The 17023-nt window shown below is 57.8% G+C and carries 16 protein-coding genes and 1 tRNA gene; 7 read left to right on the top strand and 10 right to left on the bottom strand.

Features of this window, described 5'->3' with window-relative positions; translation table 11 throughout:
* The first annotated feature begins 486 nt into the window (after positions 1-486).
* A complete protein-coding gene (locus ACA070_RS09060) occupies positions 487-2022 on the top strand; it encodes an NCS1 family nucleobase:cation symporter-1 (protein ID WP_497450847.1) in 1536 nt (511 codons plus the stop codon).
* A gap of 57 nt (positions 2023-2079) precedes the next feature.
* Entirely contained in the window at positions 2080-2808 is a 729-nt protein-coding gene (locus tag ACA070_RS09055; RefSeq protein WP_497450846.1) for an aspartate/glutamate racemase family protein, read from the top strand.
* A gap of 115 nt (positions 2809-2923) precedes the next feature.
* Here ACA070_RS09055 and ACA070_RS09050 read toward each other — a convergent pair whose 3' ends face one another.
* A complete protein-coding gene (locus tag ACA070_RS09050; protein WP_497450845.1) occupies positions 2924-3847 on the bottom strand; it encodes a LysR family transcriptional regulator in 924 nt (307 codons plus the stop codon).
* A 124-nt stretch (positions 3848-3971) separates the two neighbouring features.
* On the opposite strand from ACA070_RS09050, the gene ACA070_RS09045 reads away from it, so the two are divergent.
* A complete protein-coding gene (locus tag ACA070_RS09045) occupies positions 3972-4718 on the top strand; it encodes a 3-oxoacyl-ACP reductase family protein (RefSeq protein WP_497450844.1) in 747 nt (248 codons plus the stop codon).
* Between the two features lie 124 nt (positions 4719-4842).
* Here ACA070_RS09045 and ACA070_RS09040 read toward each other — a convergent pair whose 3' ends face one another.
* Positions 4843-5538 carry an HAD-IA family hydrolase gene (locus ACA070_RS09040; protein ID WP_497450843.1) on the bottom strand — a complete coding sequence of 232 codons (696 nt, stop codon included), beginning with the start codon at positions 5536-5538 and terminating at the stop codon, positions 4843-4845.
* A 250-nt stretch (positions 5539-5788) separates the two neighbouring features.
* Here ACA070_RS09040 and ACA070_RS09035 point away from each other — a divergent pair, with 250 nt between their 5' ends.
* Together ACA070_RS09035 and ACA070_RS09030 are read left to right on the top strand one after the other, a co-directional pair.
* Positions 5789-10675: an RHS repeat-associated core domain-containing protein gene (locus ACA070_RS09035; RefSeq protein ID WP_497450842.1), complete on the top strand. Its 4887-nt coding sequence runs from the start codon at positions 5789-5791 to the stop codon at positions 10673-10675.
* Positions 10672-11103: a HEAT repeat domain-containing protein gene (locus ACA070_RS09030; RefSeq protein WP_497450841.1), complete on the top strand. Its 432-nt coding sequence runs from the start codon at positions 10672-10674 to the stop codon at positions 11101-11103. The genes ACA070_RS09035 and ACA070_RS09030 overlap by 4 nt, the downstream gene beginning before the upstream one ends.
* A gap of 545 nt (positions 11104-11648) precedes the next feature.
* Here the strand turns inward: ACA070_RS09030 and ACA070_RS09025 are convergent.
* The 8 genes from ACA070_RS09025 to ACA070_RS08990 all read right to left on the bottom strand — a co-directional run bounded on the left by ACA070_RS09025 (position 11649) and on the right by ACA070_RS08990 (position 15021).
* A complete protein-coding gene (locus ACA070_RS09025) occupies positions 11649-11861 on the bottom strand; it encodes a hypothetical protein (protein ID WP_497450840.1) in 213 nt (70 codons plus the stop codon).
* Positions 11862-11966: 105 nt separating this feature from the next.
* Complete coding sequence (locus ACA070_RS09020) at positions 11967-12149, bottom strand: hypothetical protein (protein ID WP_438660683.1); 183 nt, start codon at positions 12147-12149, stop codon at positions 11967-11969.
* A gap of 125 nt (positions 12150-12274) precedes the next feature.
* Complete coding sequence (locus tag ACA070_RS09015; RefSeq protein ID WP_497450839.1) at positions 12275-12703, bottom strand: glycine zipper domain-containing protein; 429 nt, start codon at positions 12701-12703, stop codon at positions 12275-12277.
* A 191-nt stretch (positions 12704-12894) separates the two neighbouring features.
* Positions 12895-13266, bottom strand: coding sequence for a hypothetical protein (locus ACA070_RS09010; RefSeq protein WP_010456583.1), 372 nt, complete (start codon positions 13264-13266; stop codon positions 12895-12897).
* Positions 13267-13601: 335 nt separating this feature from the next.
* Complete coding sequence (locus ACA070_RS09005; protein ID WP_497450838.1) at positions 13602-13787, bottom strand: hypothetical protein; 186 nt, start codon at positions 13785-13787, stop codon at positions 13602-13604.
* A 186-nt stretch (positions 13788-13973) separates the two neighbouring features.
* Complete coding sequence (locus tag ACA070_RS09000; protein ID WP_497450837.1) at positions 13974-14294, bottom strand: YbjQ family protein; 321 nt, start codon at positions 14292-14294, stop codon at positions 13974-13976.
* Positions 14295-14419: 125 nt separating this feature from the next.
* On the bottom strand, positions 14420-14602 hold the full coding sequence (locus ACA070_RS08995; protein WP_497450836.1) for a hypothetical protein: 183 nt from the start codon (positions 14600-14602) through the stop codon (positions 14420-14422).
* Positions 14603-14931: 329 nt separating this feature from the next.
* Positions 14932-15021 (bottom strand) — tRNA-Ser (locus ACA070_RS08990).
* 308 nt (positions 15022-15329) lie between these two features.
* Between ACA070_RS08990 and ACA070_RS08985 the strand changes: the two genes are divergently transcribed.
* Together ACA070_RS08985 and ACA070_RS08980 are read left to right on the top strand one after the other, a co-directional pair.
* A complete protein-coding gene (locus ACA070_RS08985; protein WP_131062465.1) occupies positions 15330-16019 on the top strand; it encodes a crotonase/enoyl-CoA hydratase family protein in 690 nt (229 codons plus the stop codon).
* 214 nt (positions 16020-16233) lie between these two features.
* Positions 16234-16956 carry a 1-acylglycerol-3-phosphate O-acyltransferase gene (locus ACA070_RS08980; RefSeq protein ID WP_497450835.1) on the top strand — a complete coding sequence of 241 codons (723 nt, stop codon included), beginning with the start codon at positions 16234-16236 and terminating at the stop codon, positions 16954-16956.
* Positions 16957-17023: the final 67 nt, after the last annotated feature.

The raw sequence follows: 17023 nt of genomic DNA, 5'->3' as shown, positions 1-17023 counted from the left end.
GCTATCGCGAGCAGGCTCACTCCCACAGGTTCTGTGACGTACTTTTAAAATGTGTACACACGAATGTCACCATAGGTGCCATTTATGTGTTCACTTTTATTTTCTGCGCCCCAAAAAGTTACATCCTCCTTTCCTGACTTCTTCAGTCGCGCTTTCTCACAACCTCGGCCGAAAAATAAATACCTGTTCAATCGGTCAATTTATATCGCCGTTTATTCAAACACTTATCTTGCCACGATAACAAACCGAAATTAGCCCTGACTTTCATAGGCCCGGAACTGGCATGGATCTGGCTTAAGTGCATACATGTTTTGTATACAATCAACTCAAAACATACACACACTTTAGATCCGCAAGCCTGAAGCGCCCTATCCCGTACAGGCTGCAGATGCCCCGTAACCAATGATGCTTATTGCCCGCGACGAAGATTTGTCGAGCCCACGCTCATGCACAGTCATCGCGACGCCAAGCTCGGAGCCTGCCGGAATGCGTACTAGCCTCTCCAATAACAACATCGCGCTGGATCTGCCCTCCTTATCACCCACAGCTCACGGTCAAACCTTTCAAGAACCCGTGGTGCTCAGCCCTCGCCTGCACAACAAGGACCTGGCGCCGACCAAAGCCGAAGGTCGACGCTGGGGCCGCTACAGCATTTTCGCCCTGTGGACCAATGACGTTCACAACATCGCCAACTACTCCTTCGCCATCGGGCTGTATGCACTGGGCCTGGGCGGCTGGCAGATTCTGTTATCCCTGGGGATCGGCGCGGCGCTGGTGTATTGCTTCATGAACCTCTCCGGCTACATGGGGCAAAAGACCGGCGTGCCGTTTCCTGTCATCAGCCGGATCAGTTTCGGCATCCACGGGGCGCAGATTCCTGCATTGATCCGCGCCGTTATCGCCATCGCCTGGTTTGGCATTCAGACGTACCTGGCCTCCGTGGTGTTTCGCGTGTTGCTGACGGCGGTGCACCCCGGATTCGCCGACTACGACCACAACTCGATTCTTGGCCTGTCGAGCCTCGGCTGGGTGTGTTTCGTGGCGATCTGGCTGGTGCAACTGGGCATCCTCGCCTACGGCATGGAAATGGTGCGGCGCTATGAGGCCTTCGCCGGCCCCGTGATTCTGCTGACCGTCGCCGCCCTCGCCGGATGGATGTACACCCAGGCCAACGCGACCATCGCCTGGTCGATTCGCGAACCGCTGACGGGGGGTGATATGTGGCGCAACATCTTTGCCGGCGGTGCGTTGTGGCTGGCGATCTACGGCACGCTGATCCTCAACTTCTGCGACTTCGCCCGCTCCTCGCCGTGCCGCAAAACCATCAAGGTCGGAAACTTCTGGGGCCTGCCGGTGAATATTCTGGTGTTCGCGGCCATCACGGTCCTGCTCTGCGGTGCGCAGTTCCAGATCAATGGCCGGATCATCGAAAGCCCGACTGAAATCATCGCGTCGATCCCCAACACCTTCTTCCTGGTGCTTGGCTGCCTGGCCTTTCTGATCGTTACCGTGGCGGTGAACATCATGGCCAACTTCGTCGCCCCGGCCTTCGTGCTCAGCAACCTGGCGCCCAAGTACCTGACCTTCCGCCGCGCCGGGCTGATCAGCGCGACCATTGCGGTGCTGATCCTGCCGTGGAACCTCTACAACAGCCCGCTGGTGATCGTGTATTTCCTGTCCGGCCTCGGCGCCCTGCTCGGGCCGTTGTACGGCGTGATCATGGTCGACTACTGGCTTGTACGAAAAGGCCAGGTCAACGTGCCGCAGTTGTACAGCGAAGACCCCAACGGCGCTTATTACTACAGCCACGGCGTCAATTTACGCGCCGTAGCGGCGTTCATTCCTGCAGCGTTGATCGCCATCGTCCTGGCGCTGGTCCCGGGTTTCGACAGCGTGTCGCCCTTCTCCTGGCTGATTGGTGCCGGGATTGCCGGGATGCTCTATCTGATCATCGCCAAGCGGCAGCCCTATTACGCCGACGTCAGCGGTGAAGCGATCGCGGTCGACAACGTCAGCCACTAACCCACTGGCGGCCCGGCAGCGTCGGGCCGCAGAACCACCCTGCATTAAGGACTTCTCATGCGAATTCTCGTGGTCAACGTCAACACCACCGAATCCATCACCCAGGCCATCGCCCGTTCCGCACAGGCAGTGGCCGCTCCGGGTACGGAAATCATCGGCCTGACGCCACACTTCGGCGCCGACTCCATCGAAGGCAATTTCGAAAGCTACCTGGCCGCCATCGCGGTGATGGACCGGGTGATGGCTTACGACCAACCCTTCGATGCCGTTATCCAGGCCGGTTATGGCGAGCACGGCCGCGAAGGTTTGCAGGAATTGCTCAACGTACCGGTGGTGGACATCACCGATGCGGCGGCCAGTACGGCGATGTTCCTTGGCCATGCCTACTCGGTGGTCACCACGCTGGATCGCACCGTGCCGCTGATCGAGGATCGGCTGAAACTGTCCGGATTGTGGGACCGCTGCGCGTCGGTGCGGGCCAGCGGCCTGGCGGTGCTGGAGCTGGAATCCGATCCGCAACGGGCGCTGGAAGCAATTGTTCGTCAGGCGGAACTGGCAGTGCGGGAGGACAAGGCTGAAGTGATTTGCCTGGGCTGCGGCGGGATGGCCGGGCTGGATGAACAGATTCGCCAGCGCACTGGCGTGCCAGTGGTGGATGGCGTGACGGCGGCGGTGACCATTGCCGAGTCGCTGGTGCGGTTGGGGTTGTCGACTTCCAAGGTGCGGACTTATGCGACGCCGCGGCCGAAGCAGATTATCGGTTGGCCGGGGCGGTTTGGGCGGTAGACCGAGGTGCTGCCATCGCTAGCAGGCTAGCTCCCACAGGGAGTTTGTGTGAGATACAGATCCAGTGTGGGAGCTAGCCTGCTAGCGATGGCAGCACCTCGGTCCCAAGCCAGGCTCAAACCGCACTAAACCGCGCCCCCAACCCCCGCTCCGCAAACTGTTCAATAATGAAATCCACAAACGCCCGGGTCTTGCCCGGCAGCAGTTTGTGTTCCGCGTAATAGATAGAAATATTGCCGTCATCGACATACCAGTCCGGCAACACCCGTTGCAACGTCCCGGCCTCCAGATACCCCGCAGCAAACGGCATGCTCACCAATGCAATGCCCAACCCCTGGGCCGCCGTCGCGCACGCCGCCTCCGAGTCGCTCATGGTCATTCGCGCCTTGAGCGTCAGCGGGTTGTGTTGCTGAGTGCGACTGGTCAATTGCCAGGAACGCACGCGGCCGGTTTGTGGGGAGCGGATCAGGATGCCATCGTGGTCCTTGAGTTGATCGGGCTCGACGATCACAGGCCGCGCAGCCAGATACTTGGCTGACGCCACCAACACCCGATGCGCCGGAGTCAGCTTGCGCGCCACCACGCCTTGCGGCAGTTCGAATCCCCCTCCAATCGCCGCATCAAAGCCCTGAGCAATCAGATCGACCTGACGGTTATCGAAATGCCAGTCCGGGTTGATCGCCGGAAAACGCCGCAGAAACTCGCCAAGCAACGGCACGACATACAAACGCCCGAACACCGTGCCCATGCTGACCTTCAATGTTCCCGCCGGCCGGCCTTCGGCGCTGGCAAGGTTGGCCACCGCATTTTGAATCGTGTGCAGGCTGGAACTGACTTCGCCGAGAAACAGATGACCGGCCTCAGTCAGCGTCAGGCTGCGCGTGCTGCGCTGGAACAACCGCACACCGAGCCGGGCCTCAAGCTTTGCAACACTTTTGCCCACCGCCGCCGGGGTCAGACTCAAGCGTCGCGCAGCTTCGGCAAAGCTGCCAACCTCGGCGCTGCGCACGAAGCATTCGATACTGCTGAAGGTTTCCATAGGCGCCACTATAAACTTCTGGTTTACACAGACTATCGCAATTACCGTCTACACAGCGTGCAATCCTGAATCGATACTAGGCTCCATCAACCGAGACATTCGCCTCGGGACTTCGGAGATCGATATGACTACTCAGAACCTCAGCGGTAAAGTGGCTTTGATTCAAGGCGGGTCCCGCGGCATCGGCGCCGCCATTGTCAAACGCCTGGCCGCTGAAGGCGCGACCGTTGCCTTCACCTACGTCAACTCCACGGCCAAAGCCGAAGAATTGCAAAACAGCATCACCGGCAACGGCGGCAAAGCCCTCGCCATCAAGGCTGACAGCGCCGACGCCGAGGCCATTCGCAGCGCTGTGAGCGCCACCGTAAAAGCCTTTGGTCGCCTGGACATCCTGGTCAACAACGCTGGCGTGCTGGCCGTTGCACCGCTGGAGGATTTCAAGCTCGAAGACTTCGACCAAACATTGGCCATCAACGTGCGCAGCGTGTTCATCGCCACCCAGGCCGCCGCCAAGCACATGACTGAAGGCGGTCGCATCATCAACATCGGCAGCACCAACGCCGACCGCATGCCCTTCGCCGGTGGCGGCCCGTACGCCATGAGCAAATCGGCGCTGGTCGGCCTGACCAAAGGCCTGGCCCGCGACCTCGGTCCACGTGGCATCACCATCAACAACGTGCAACCCGGCCCGGTCGACACCGACATGAACCCGGCCAGTGGTGACTTCGCCGAAAGCCTGATCCCGCTGATGGCGGTGGGCCGTTACGGCAAAGCCGAAGAAATCGCCAGCTTCGTTGCGTACCTGGTAGGGCCGGAGGCGGGCTACATCACCGGTGCTAGTCTGACCATCGACGGTGGTTTTGGCGCCTGACGCGGTCAGTCAACGCAAAATAAAATGTGGGAGCGAGCCTGCTCGCGAAGGCGGTGTGTCAGGCAACATTGATGTTGTCTGACCTATCGCTTTCGCGAGCAGGCTCGCTCCCACACTTTTTGTATCAAGCCCATTCGAGGGCTGGCGAACCACAAGCACTTGGCTTAAACGCCTTCAACGTACGAAGAATCCCATCGGCGTGTGCGTACTTTTCGTCAGCCATCGCCGCGTCGGGAATCGCAATCGCCGTCATCCCCGCCGCTTTCGCCGCGGTCACACCGAACGGCGAGTCTTCAAACACCAGGCAATCTTCAGGCGCAACGCCCAGGCGCCGCGCCGCCGTAAGGAAGATGTCCGGTGCCGGTTTCGCCGCGCCCACTTCAGGGTCATCGGCCGTCACGATGAAATCGAACAGCGCGAACCAGTCGCGGTGCAAGGTGGTTTTCTGGCCGAACGACTGACGCGAAGAACTGGTGCCGACCGCGATCGGGATGTTGTTGGCTTTCAAGTGCCGAACCAGTTCCTCGGCGCCGGGCATCGCCAACGCTTGCGGAAAACGCTCGCGCATCAGCGGTTCGCGAATCACCAGAAACTCTTCGGCGGTGATGGGCAACTCCAGCGCCTCGACCACATAGCGCGCCAGATCACCCGCGCCACGGCCGATGATGTTCTGTTTGATGCTCCAGTCGAAGACTCGACCATAGCGCGCAGCAATCATGGACGTGACCTCGGTATAAATGCCCTCGGTGTCCAGCAGCAAGCCGTCCATATCGAAAATCACGGCCTTGATCGGGCCGAACTCATTCAGCGGTGCATTCATCGCATCTGATCCGTTTTCTAATGACATCCCAAAGGCGGCTCAGGTGCGGCCGGGTCCGTGATCGATTAAAGGATTCAGCAGCATAGCGAGCGCGGCTGCCATCGAGCAACGGGCAATCCCTCATAGATACAAAAGTGCTCGCTGTCATTTAGCGATTTTCCCTACATAAAACGCCTCTTTTCCCGACTTCTTTACCCGTTGATCCCAAGCAAAGTCTCGCGCTCAACTTGATCTGCGCGAGGGACTGCGAATGTTCGTACCTGACAAGGTACTGGCCTTGAATAACGTCATCGGCCTGCTGGTAGTCGCCGCAATGGACCCCGAGCAGCCGGACGTCGAAGCGCTGCTCAGTGACTTTCGGCTTTGCCTCAATGACTACGACACCTGGGCTGAAAGTTTCTGGACCGGCAAGGCGCTGGATATCGAGCAGGTGTTCAAGGTTGGTCACGACGTTCGCCTGGTCGCGCCGAAAAACTCCACCACGTCCGTCAGTTCGACTGTCGCCGCGTGCCCGGCAGCGGGTCCCCTGACGCTGGTGCACATGTTCGATGCAGCGCGGTTCGTGCCGATCGGCAACACGCCGGTGATGCTTGAGCCCTTGAACGCTGACGGTACGTTCGGCGAGCCGGTTTATGACGAGATCGGCCCCAGCGGCATCCTCGAAATACGCGAGTGCGAGCGCAGCCTGCGTTATCGCATCACCTTCTTTCCTGATGTTTCCGCTGAGCATGTCAAAGCGCTCTACGCCTCCTATCAAGGCGTCATCAGCGATCTGGAAGGCTGGCTGCGTAATGAGTGGAGCACCGAATTCGCACCCTTGTGGGCCGAGTTCGCCGAGGCCGGTTTCATCAAGCGCTACGGCCTGCTGCAACAGGCCGACTGGCGCGGTTTCGAGAACTCGCTGAACGGGCTGTGGGATGACGTGAAGCAGATCTACGAGCTGATCACGGACCTGCAAGCCAACAGTGAAAAGCTTCTTGAATACCTGACCGAAACTGAACTTGAAACGCTGCTGAAGGCTTCGGCGGGATCCATCGCCAATCTGTTGCTGGTGTTGAGTGATGAGCCGTTGATGTTCATTCATCTGGCGGCGATCACCAGTTGGCTGCGAATGTTGCCACCGCAGTTCATCGCCGAAGTCGTGGCAGAGATTCGTACTGGAATATTGATCGGTTTCTTGCTGGCGCGCTTCACAGGTCCTTCAGGACTGACGCTCGGTATCAGCGCCAAGGTGCTGGACAAGGTCAAATCCGACCGCGCACGCAAGTGGCTGGCCGCCGCGAGCCTGAGGCTGGCCGGGCTTGGCGCCAAGTCCGACCTGACGACCCACGCGGGCGTACTTAAACCCCTCGCGGTCAATGCCCGAAATGCTCCGCTCAACCCCGCACCCGCGGTGCCGTTGCAGATCACCGCGGGCACTGGGCCGGTGTTGCTGGTGCAGAATCCGGTCGCCATTTCTCGCGACAAATCCGCGGCCATGACCCGATTGGGCCGGCAGGAACACCGTGACGACGCTCCCGACCAAGCGAAAAACCCCAACGGCGACAGCGCCGATTGCGCGCCACTGACCTGCACCAACGGTTGCCCGGTGTCGATGGTCACCGGCGAAGAATTGCTGACACTCGACGATGGGTCGTTGAACGGTTTGCTACCGTTTGCGTTTACCCGTTTGTACCGAACCAGCTCCGTGGAAATGGATTGCGGGCTGGGCCGGGGCTGGAGTCATTCGCTGGCGCATCGGCTCGAACTGGACGCAGAGCACGTCGTCTGGACCGACCATGAAAACCGCCGGACGACGTTTCCGCTGCCCGGTCTTTCGCGTCCGGCGATTCATAACAGCCTGTCACGGGCCGCGATTTACCTGGGAAACAAGCCCGAAGAATTGGTGCTCGCGCTGGCCGGTGCAGAGTCGCGGTTTTATCACTTTTTGAATGGTCGGCTGACGACCATCAGTGATGCCTACGACAACCGGCTGCACATCACCCGCGACCGTCAGGATCGCATTCAACGCATCGACAACGGCGCAGGCCGTTCACTGCTATTGCGTTACGAGCGCAGGCACATCGTGACGGTCGAGCATCAGTCGTTTCATCCCGCAGAGGGATTGGTGGACGCCTGGCGTACAGAGCAAACGCTGATTGCCTATCGCTACGACGCCCGCCACCGGCTGATCGAAGCGACCAATGCTGCCGGCGAAAGCGAGCGGTACGACTACGACGATCAACACGTGATTCTCCAGCGGCAACTGGCCGGTGGGGCCAGTTTCTTTTGGGAGTGGGAAAGGTCCGGCAAAGCCGCCAGATGCGTCAGGCACTGGGCGACTTTTTCGCAGATGAACACGCGCTATGTCTGGGATGACGACGGCGGCGTGTTGGTCAAGAACGTTGATGGCAGCGAAGAAGTTTATGTCCATGACGATAAGGCGCGATTGGTGCGTCGGGTTGGGCCGGAGGGCGGCGAGCATCTCAAGGCGTACGACCAAAAAGGTCAGTTAATTGCCGAGCAAGGGCCGCTGGGGGCGATTACCCAATACCGCTACGACGAGATGGGTCGGCTGATTGCGCTGATTCCTCCTGAAGAAGAGCCAACGTCCTACGAATACCGCAACGGTTTCTTGCATGCGCGGTATCACGGCAAAGCAGTGTGGAAGTATCAACGTAACGCGCAGGGCGATGTCACCGAGGCCATCGATCCAGACGGCCACATCACTCATTACCACTACGATGCTCAAGGACGGCTGCTGTCTATCCGTTACCCGGACACCAGCCGTCATGTGTTCGAGTGGGATGCAATCGGGCAACTGATTGAAGAGAGATTGCCGGACGGCAGTCAGCGGCGTTTTTCCTACGATGTATTGGGCCGGCAGATTAGCCGTCAGGACGAACATGGCGCCGTCACTCACTACCAATGGGACACCGTTGGCCGACTGAATCAAACGATTCTTCCCACAGGCGCCACCCGCGCGTTCAGCTACAACGCCTACGGCAAGATCACCGCCGAACGCGATGAACTGGGGCGCGTCACCCGTTTTGAATACGACAATGACCTGCACCTGGTCAGCCGCCGGATCAATCCCGACGGCACGCAGCTGCGTTATCGCTACGACAACGCACGGCTGCTACTGACGGAAATCGAAAACGAATCAGGCGAACACTATCGGCTGGACTACACGCCCGGCGGATTGATCCGACAGGAAATCGGCTTCGATGGCCGGCGCACGGCGTATGCCTACGACCTCAACGGCCATCTACTGGAAAAAACCGAATTCGGCGATGACGGCTCGCAGCTGTTCACCAGTTACCAACGGGATACGGCCGGACGACTGCTGGTCAAAAACCTGCCCGACGGCGTCAACGTCGAGTATCGCTATGACAGTCTTGGCCGATTGGCCAGCGTCGATGACGGCCATGACCATCCGTTGGAGTTCGAGTACGACCAGCAGAATCGCCTGATCACCGAGCATCAGGGTTGGGGCACATTGCGCTATGCCTACGACGCCTGCGGCAAGCTCAACCATCTGCGTCTGCCGGACAACAGCAAACTCGACTATCACCACGCCAAGGGCGGTGCGCTGACAGCCATCGACCTCAACGGCACACGCCTTACAAACCACACGTACAAGTCCGGCCGAGAGTTTCAACGTCAGCAAGGCATGTTGCTCAACCAATATGACTACGACGAACAAGGCCGACTGAAAGCCCACGCCATCAGCCAGCACCATCAGCCACTGTATCGCCGCGACTATGCCTACAGCGCCAACGGCAATCTCGAACACATCGCCGACACCCGTCATGGCCAACGCAGCTATCAATACGATCCGCTCGACCGACTGATCCGCGTCCGCCACTCCCGCGACCAGCAGCCCGAAAGTTTTGCCCATGACCCCGCCGGCAACCTGTTGATGCAGGACCGACCCGGCCCGACCACCGTCAAAGGCAATCGACTGCTGATGCAAGGCGATCGCCACTTCGACTACGACGCCTTCGGCAACCTCATCCGCGAGCGCCGCGGCACCGCACAAAAACTCGTCACCGAATACCGCTACGACTGCCAGCACCGTTTAGTCGGCGTCACGCTCCCGAACGGCAACACTGCCAGCTACCGCTACGACGCCTTCGGCCGCCGCATCAGCAAAACCGTTGACGGCAAAACCACCGAATTCTTCTGGCAAGGCGACCACCTCGTCGCCGAACACAGCCAGGATCACCACCGCAGCTACCTCTACGAACCCGGCACCTTCCGCCCCCTCGCCATGCTCGACGGCAAAGGCCCGCGCCAGGCGTGCCCGTTCTACTACCAACTCGACCACCTCGGGACACCACAAGAACTCACCGACTACAGCGGCGATATTATTTGGGCCGCCCAGTACACGGCGTATGGGCGCCTGACCCGACTAAACCGCGACACGCATCAGGTTCTGGATCAGCCGTTGAGGTTTCAGGGGCAGTATTACGATGCGGAAACGGGGCTGCATTACAACCGGCATCGGTATTACAACCCGGATGTGGGGCGGTATCTGACGCCGGATCCGAGTAAGTTGGCGGGTGGGTTAAACGGGTATCAGTACACGCGGAATCCGACGGGGTGGGTTGATCCGTTGGGGTTGAGTGGTAATTGTCCACAGGCAGGAACAGGAAGTTGCTTACCTCCGGATGAGGCTAGCAATACTAAGGTAAATGAGGGAGAGCCAAACCTTCCATATACAGGAACCATTCCGGCCGTAATGCAGAACAAAATTCTGTACGGGGCTCGAAGCCCTAGGCATAACAGCCCAATTGGCGGGCACTCCGCAAAAGTTCTCAGTTCCCCGGAATATCAAGTGGACATTCTTCAGACGAATCGAGATGGCACCATCAGCGCTAAAAACTTCAAGATGATTCTTGAGCGTAAAGATGGAACAGTAGGTTGGTCGGCGGCTAAATCACCGAATCGACATACGTTTGCGCCTGCGCACTGGAGTGACGAAAAAATCCTAAGAGCTACGGATGAGGTAGCACGCACACCAGGTGCAATCATTCGCGATGAGGCGGGTACGAAAATCACCCAACACACAAAAGTCATTGACGGCGTTGAATGGCAAGTGATCAAAGAAAACAACAAGATCACCTCATCCTATCCAACGGGAGGTAAGCCGTGAGTCCGGAAGAAAAGAACGACATATTCCAGAAGCTTGAGACCTGGATTGGTGATTCAGAAAACTCCAATTGGACTGCCTATTCCAGCGAGCTTGTGGCCAAAGTGGTGTTGTGTGATTTTGCAGCTGAAGATTGGGTGAAGCTTGCATCAACAGTGTTAAGCAAAGCTGAATACTGGCAACAACGTTGCATCGTTTCGTTAGGAGAAGACCGTTCACCTGAAGCAATTGAAATAATGAAGCTTGTCCTCATGAGCTCTCCATACATTGATGCCCGTACAATCGCAATTTACGAATTAGATTGGGCCGAGGTCGCCATAGAAAGTAAATTTGCGCCAGCCATACTTGAGGTCATAATTTCAACACCACACGACGAGGTTGAGCCTGAGCTAAAATCGCTATTAGCGAAGTCTCAAGCTTCAACGAATTAACGTGAGACAAAAATGCCCAGCAAGTCGCTGGGCATTCAATTACAAAATTTGAGCTGTTTATCCACCCGAACCACCAGTCCCCCCACCAGCACCACCCGTCCCTCCTCCCGCACTCCCCGAACTCCCACCGCTCCCACCACCACTCATTCCAGATCCACTAGAACTACCGGATCCTCCAGACCCACTCCCAGAACCACTCCCCGTCGAACTTCCACCACTCATCGACCCGCTTCCCGCCCCCGGGCTGGTGCTACTCCCTTTTGCATCGCCGGCATTTCCACTACCAATGGAGCCCGGCGGCAACGCCTTCCCATCTCCAGAACCCGCATTCATTTCACTGGATGGCGGCATTCCGCCCTTATCGACCGGTGCATCATTGCCGGAAGATTGAGCAAGCGCCGCCATTGAACTGATCGACAACACGCCGCTCACCGTCAGCGCCATCAATTTTGACCTGATCATGGTGCATCTCCTTTAAAAAGGTGCGTACCTGATTTTGGGCGGCGTTCGCTTTTTAAAGGTGCCGCTCAATCGACGAATGGTTCTCAGCTCGGCTCACCGGACGCATCGTCACCGGCAATGTCCGGATCTTCGGGGGTAGCTTCGACATCGCCACGCTTCACATCATCAGTCGGCAGTTGCTCAACCGCAGTGTCGTCGTCAGGCGGACGTTGATCGCGACTCAAGGAATCGGTGGGCGAAGGCAGCGGGTATTCAGGGGTGTCGTCGACATCGTCGACTTTCGGATCAGCGTTCATAAGCACCTCTCGAAGGGCCTGAAATTCAGGCCCTGAAATTTCGAGGGCTGGGCAATCCTTGCGTTCGATCAGAGAGACGATCGGTCGATTGCGTCGCAAAGACGCTCAATCTTCGTCCTCTTCCTCTTCTTCATACTCGAGGTTTCCCACATCGCCGGCGTCATCGGAATCGTTGAGTGGCACCGTTGCATCATCCATCAAGGAGCCCGGATCTTCGTTGCCAGGGTCATTGATGAACGGAAGCCCACTCGGGCCTTTTTCTTCTTTGCCTTCGGTTTCAGGAGTCATGGCAGATCTCACGATGTTTGGGGTGTATGACGTTCGAGGCGGCCGCTGACCAAACGTTCCGGAGTCCTGCAGGCAGATACGAAAAACCCGGCCTGGGCCGGGTTCTTGATGTCACTGATGTGGAATTAGTGATGTTTATTCTTGTGCTTGTTTTTGTGCTTATGCTTGTGACCGCCACCGGAATGAGAATTGCCGCTGTCGGTGCCCAGGTTGTTGCCTATCGCACCACCGGCTGCGCCGCCCAGGCCTGCGCCAATGGTCGAGCCGGTAGAACCGCCGAGGCTGTTGCCGATCACCGAGCCGCCCGCCGAGCCTAATCCACCGCCGATGGCCGCTTCTGTCCGGCTGCCCTTGGGAGCGCCAACTGCGCTACCTGCGGCACCGCCAACACCCGCGCCAATCGCTGCGCCTGTGCTGCCGCCCATTTGCTGACCCACTACGTTACCGAGTGCACCGCCAATACCACCGCCAACTGCCGCAGTGCCGTCACCGGCAGCCATTGCACCTTGAGCGACCAAAAGTCCCAGAAACAACGTGGACAATGTCAAACGCATGATATGAACCTCAAATTCCGCATCGGGGGTGAAAGTACGCCTTGCGGATGGCGTGAGTCTAGCACCTGCACTCACTGAATCCGGCCAGCGATGAAGGTTGGACAGCTGTAAATTCGAAGTAGGTGAAAAAGAAACATCCAGATACGAAAAGCCCGGCATTTAGCCGGGCTTTTCGATCCGATCGATCAGGATCAGTGACGCTTGTGACCTTTGGCCAGATTGCTGCCCACGCCGCCGCCCAATGCGCCGCCCAGGCCTGCGCCGATGGTCGAACCTGTCTTGCCGCCCAAGCTGTTGCCGATCACCGAACCACCGGCCGCGCCGACACCGCCACCAATGGCGGCTTTGGTACGGCTGCCTTTACGTGCTGCCACCGCACTGCCGGCTGCGCCCGCAACACCAGCGCCGATTGCCGCGCCGGTGCTGCCGCCCATGCTCTGACCGACCACGTTACCCAACGCGCCACCCAGACCACCACCGATCGCAGCAGTGCCATCACCCGCAGCCATTGCACCTTGAGTCACCAGAAGTCCCAGAACCAGAGCAGGCAGTGTTAAACGCATGACGAAAAACCTCAAAAATAGGGGAAACCGAAAGGTCGGGGATTGAATGCTTTCGAGGAGGAAACGTCCACACAAAAACCGCCTCAACCTCGCAATTGGCGACGGTTGGACAGCTTTTATGGAAAAGGTTTTATGACAGGCAAAAAAAAGCCCGCTGGGGAACGGGCCAGGTACTGCTTTCTAACGGATGAGCTGAGACTACGTAGGCAGGTGTGAAAAGTTTGTGAAAAAACAATCAACATAAAAAATGTCGTGAATCAGTAGTCCATTTCTGACGACGTCGAGACGCAAAAATAAAAAACCCCACTCATTGGCGGGGTTCGTCCGGTTGATCATTACTTCGTGGGCGGCCCTACTTTGGGCCTGAATTTCGACTTGAACACTTTGGTCGCTGCGGATTTCACTTTGCTGGTCTCGACCTGATCCTCACCAAAGCCCGCCACATACTCCGTCTGGCCGCACTGCACGCAATTGTTGATTGGAAATTCTGCCCCGTCGTCTTCGATATACGGATCAGCCATAGCCCTTCCCCTCTCAAAGCGGGATCGATACCGGCAAGCCCTATGCCTGAAAAATATCGACCACCAAGGCTTTTGAGACTAGCCGGTCATTACCGGACTTGTAATTCAGATTTCCGCATGCCCGACGAATGGACCACGCAACCTCCTACAAAACCAGCTGGAGATTAAACAGGGTAATGCCCTCACTCACCTTAGGTTGACCGCCGTCCCGGTCACAAACACTACCACCATCCCGCCCTTGCCCGCCGGCATGCTGATCTCAAAATCGAGCCCGACCACCGCGTCAGCCTGAAGCGCCCGCGCCCGCTCCTTGATCTCGTCGGTCGCCTGAATCCGCGCCTCCTTCAACGCCCGCTCCAACGTCTGAGAACGTCCACCAAAAACGTCCCGCATACCGGCGAACAGGTCGCGGATAACATTGACACCCTGCACCGACTCGGCGCTGACGATGTCCAGGTAGGCGGTGATTTGGCGGCCTTCGATGGCGTGGGTTGTGGTGGTAATCATGGGGATTCCTTCTTCATTCAGGCACGCATTATTTTTCGGCGGCCAATCGTTGAAAACAAAAAGCCCAGCAACGGCGCTGGGCTTCGAAACTCATGTATCGCTGATCTACACACGTATTGGCAAAGTCAAAGAAGCTTGATCAACACCGTCGTAACAGTTGCCACCGTGCCGATCAGTCCAGTCGCAACAGCCACCGGATACCAAAAAGTCTCACGGGTCATCTTGCCGGCCTCGGCGTTCAGCTTGCGCTGCTCAGCCATCAGCTTGACGATTTCCACATGAACCTTTTCCAGCTCTGCCTGCTTCATGGTCATTTCCTGCATAACGTACGTATGTCCATTCCGAATAGTGGGGGGCGCCATACGCGCTGCCCTTTGATTCATTTTGTACCTTGGAGGCACAAAACGAATACCCCTCCCCGAGATGGTTCATGTGAGGTGCTTGAACCTATGGAAGCACCTGAACGCCTAGCGTTCCCGCATGACTTCCCTCACGCCTCTCACTATTCCTACATCATTTTCAGAAGCTGCTTCGCTAATTCCTGAGCCAACAACGGTGCCATGCCTGAAATCCTAACCCCGGAAACCACAAAACCCCTGATTTCTCTCGAAATCAGGGGTTCTGGTTACATCGAATTTGGCGGTGAAGGAGAGATTCGAACTCTCGATACAATTTCTTGTATACACACTTTCCAGGCGTGCTCCTTAAGCCACTCGGACACTTCACCGTATCTCGTCAAACATGTTCTGTCTGTCGAGGCGCGCTAATGTAGTCGAAAGCTTTTCTTATGGCAAATTTTTTTTGCAGAATTTTCATGTGCTTAGCGTTTTAGTCGTTCCGGTCAGATCCGAGGCATGGCAAACCTGCCAATCTCCGGCTTCGCGCCCTCTTCTATAGAGAGGGGAATGCGCGGCGGGTGTGGCGGGCTACGCTTGCCCGGCGGGGAAAGGGTGACTGGCGGGTCAGTCACGGCGCTTTACCTGGCCTGCGGCGGTGGGTAACGTCTGCCCCAACTTTCATACAAGGAATAGCGTCATGAGTGAGTTGATTTCCTACCATCTCGAAGACGGTATCGCGACCCTGACCTTGAGCAATGGCAAGGTCAATGCCATCTCTCCGGACGTGATTGCGGCGTTTAATGCTGCGCTGGATCAGGCGGTGACTGATCGTGCGGTGGTGATCATTACCGGTACGCCGGGGATTCTGTCCGGCGGGTATGACTTGAAGGTCATGACGTCCGGCCCTAAAGAAGCGGTCGCGCTGGTGACTGCCGGCTCGACGCTGGCCCGTCGTCTGTTGTCGCATCCGTTCCCGGTGATTGTGGCGTGCCCTGGGCATGCGGTGGCCAAGGGTGCCTTCCTGTTGTTGTCGGCGGATTACCGCATTGGTGTCGACGGCCCGTTCAGCATTGGTCTGAACGAAGTGCAGATCGGCATGACCATGCACCACGCCGGTATCGAGATTGCGCGTGATCGTCTGCGCAAGTCGGCCTTCCACCGCTCCGTCATCAATGGTGAGATGTTTAATCCACAGAGCGCCGTGGATGCCGGTTTCCTCGACGTGGTGGTGTCGGCCGAGGAGCTGCAAGGTGCAGCCCTGGCGGCGGCCCGTCAGCTGAAGAAGATCAACATGACCGCGCACAAAAACACCAAGCTGAAAGTGCGCAAGGCGCTGCTCGATACGCTCGACAACGCGATCATCCTGGATCAGGAACACATGGGTTAAGCCCAGCCAAGCTGCACAGAAATGCCCGACCGTCGTGTCGGGCTTTTTCATACGCACCTTGTTGAAAATCCCACAACTGCTCTAGAACGCGTCTGACCCACAAGTCGGAAACATGCGCACAAACATCGCCTATCTCCTACCTCTATAGCGGCAATTGCCGAAAACAGTGCACATCCGTACACTGCGCCACCTTTTGTCCCGGTGGGGCCTGTAAATGCTGTTTGTGTTTCGTATGTTATTGATGGGCCTGCACTTTATTCTGGCCGGTGTGCTCGGGGTGATTCTGGGCCTGTGCCGTCCGTTCAACCCGGACAACAGCCGTTTGTGCGCGCGCCTGTATGCGTGGCCGGCGATGTGTATTTTGCGTTTACGGGTGAAGGCCGAGGTCGGGCCGTTGATGGATAAACCCGACAGCTGCGTGATCATCGCCAACCACCAGTCCAACTACGATCTGTTTGTGTTCGGCAACGTGGTGCCCCGCCGCACCGTGTGCATCGGCAAGAAGAGCCTGAAGTGGGTGCCGCTGTTCGGGCAGTTGTTCTGGCTGGCCGGCAATGTGTTGATTGATCGCGGCAATGCGCACAAGGCGCGCCAGTCGATGCTGACCACCACGCACACCTTGCAGCATGAAGACACCTCGATCTGGGTCTTCCCCGAAGGCACGCGCAACCTCGGTGAAGAGTTGCTGCCGTTCAAGAAAGGCGCGTTCCAGATGGCGATCGCCGCGGGCGTGCCGATCGTGCCAGTGTGTGTCAGCAGTTACGTTAAACACATGCGATTGAACCGCTGGCGCAGTGGGAAAATTCTGATCCGCTCGCTGCCGGCGATTCCTACGGCGGGATTGAGCCTGGACGACATGCCCCTCCTGATCGCCCAGTGCCGCGAGCAGATGCGCGAGTGCATTGAGTCAATGGACCGGCAACTGCAAGCCGCGTAAAAAAGAAACCCGCCTTGTGCGGGTTTTATTTTGCCCGCGAACTCTACAGATTTCACTGACTCTCAAG

It is taken from the genome of Pseudomonas sp. LBUM1678, assembly GCF_059695575.1.
The sequence above is the reverse complement of the archived record's forward strand: the minus strand, read 5'-3'. Positions and strand labels throughout refer to the sequence as shown.

Excerpts from the sequence above, each read along its gene's own strand:
- ACA070_RS08985 (WP_131062465.1), top strand. The coding sequence starts at position 15,330 with ATGAGTGAGTTGATTTCCTACCATCTCGAAGACGGTATCGCGACCCTG.
- ACA070_RS09045 (WP_497450844.1), top strand. The coding sequence starts at position 3,972 with ATGACTACTCAGAACCTCAGCGGTAAAGTGGCTTTGATTCAAGGCGGG.
- ACA070_RS09005 (WP_497450838.1), bottom strand. The coding sequence starts at position 13,787 with ATGGCTGATCCGTATATCGAAGACGACGGGGCAGAATTTCCAATCAAC.
- ACA070_RS09020 (WP_438660683.1), bottom strand. The coding sequence starts at position 12,149 with ATGACTCCTGAAACCGAAGGCAAAGAAGAAAAAGGCCCGAGTGGGCTT.
- ACA070_RS09050 (WP_497450845.1), bottom strand. The coding sequence starts at position 3,847 with ATGGAAACCTTCAGCAGTATCGAATGCTTCGTGCGCAGCGCCGAGGTT.
- ACA070_RS09055 (WP_497450846.1), top strand. The coding sequence starts at position 2,080 with ATGCGAATTCTCGTGGTCAACGTCAACACCACCGAATCCATCACCCAG.
- ACA070_RS08995 (WP_497450836.1), bottom strand. The coding sequence starts at position 14,602 with ATGAAGCAGGCAGAGCTGGAAAAGGTTCATGTGGAAATCGTCAAGCTG.
- ACA070_RS09010 (WP_010456583.1), bottom strand. The coding sequence starts at position 13,266 with ATGCGTTTAACACTGCCTGCTCTGGTTCTGGGACTTCTGGTGACTCAA.
- ACA070_RS09025 (WP_497450840.1), bottom strand. The coding sequence starts at position 11,861 with ATGAACGCTGATCCGAAAGTCGACGATGTCGACGACACCCCTGAATAC.
- ACA070_RS08980 (WP_497450835.1), top strand. The coding sequence starts at position 16,234 with ATGCTGTTTGTGTTTCGTATGTTATTGATGGGCCTGCACTTTATTCTG.
- ACA070_RS09000 (WP_497450837.1), bottom strand. The coding sequence starts at position 14,294 with ATGATTACCACCACAACCCACGCCATCGAAGGCCGCCAAATCACCGCC.
- ACA070_RS09040 (WP_497450843.1), bottom strand. The coding sequence starts at position 5,538 with ATGAATGCACCGCTGAATGAGTTCGGCCCGATCAAGGCCGTGATTTTC.
- ACA070_RS09035 (WP_497450842.1), top strand. The coding sequence starts at position 5,789 with ATGTTCGTACCTGACAAGGTACTGGCCTTGAATAACGTCATCGGCCTG.
- ACA070_RS09060 (WP_497450847.1), top strand. The coding sequence starts at position 487 with ATGCGTACTAGCCTCTCCAATAACAACATCGCGCTGGATCTGCCCTCC.
- ACA070_RS09015 (WP_497450839.1), bottom strand. The coding sequence starts at position 12,703 with ATGCGTTTGACATTGTCCACGTTGTTTCTGGGACTTTTGGTCGCTCAA.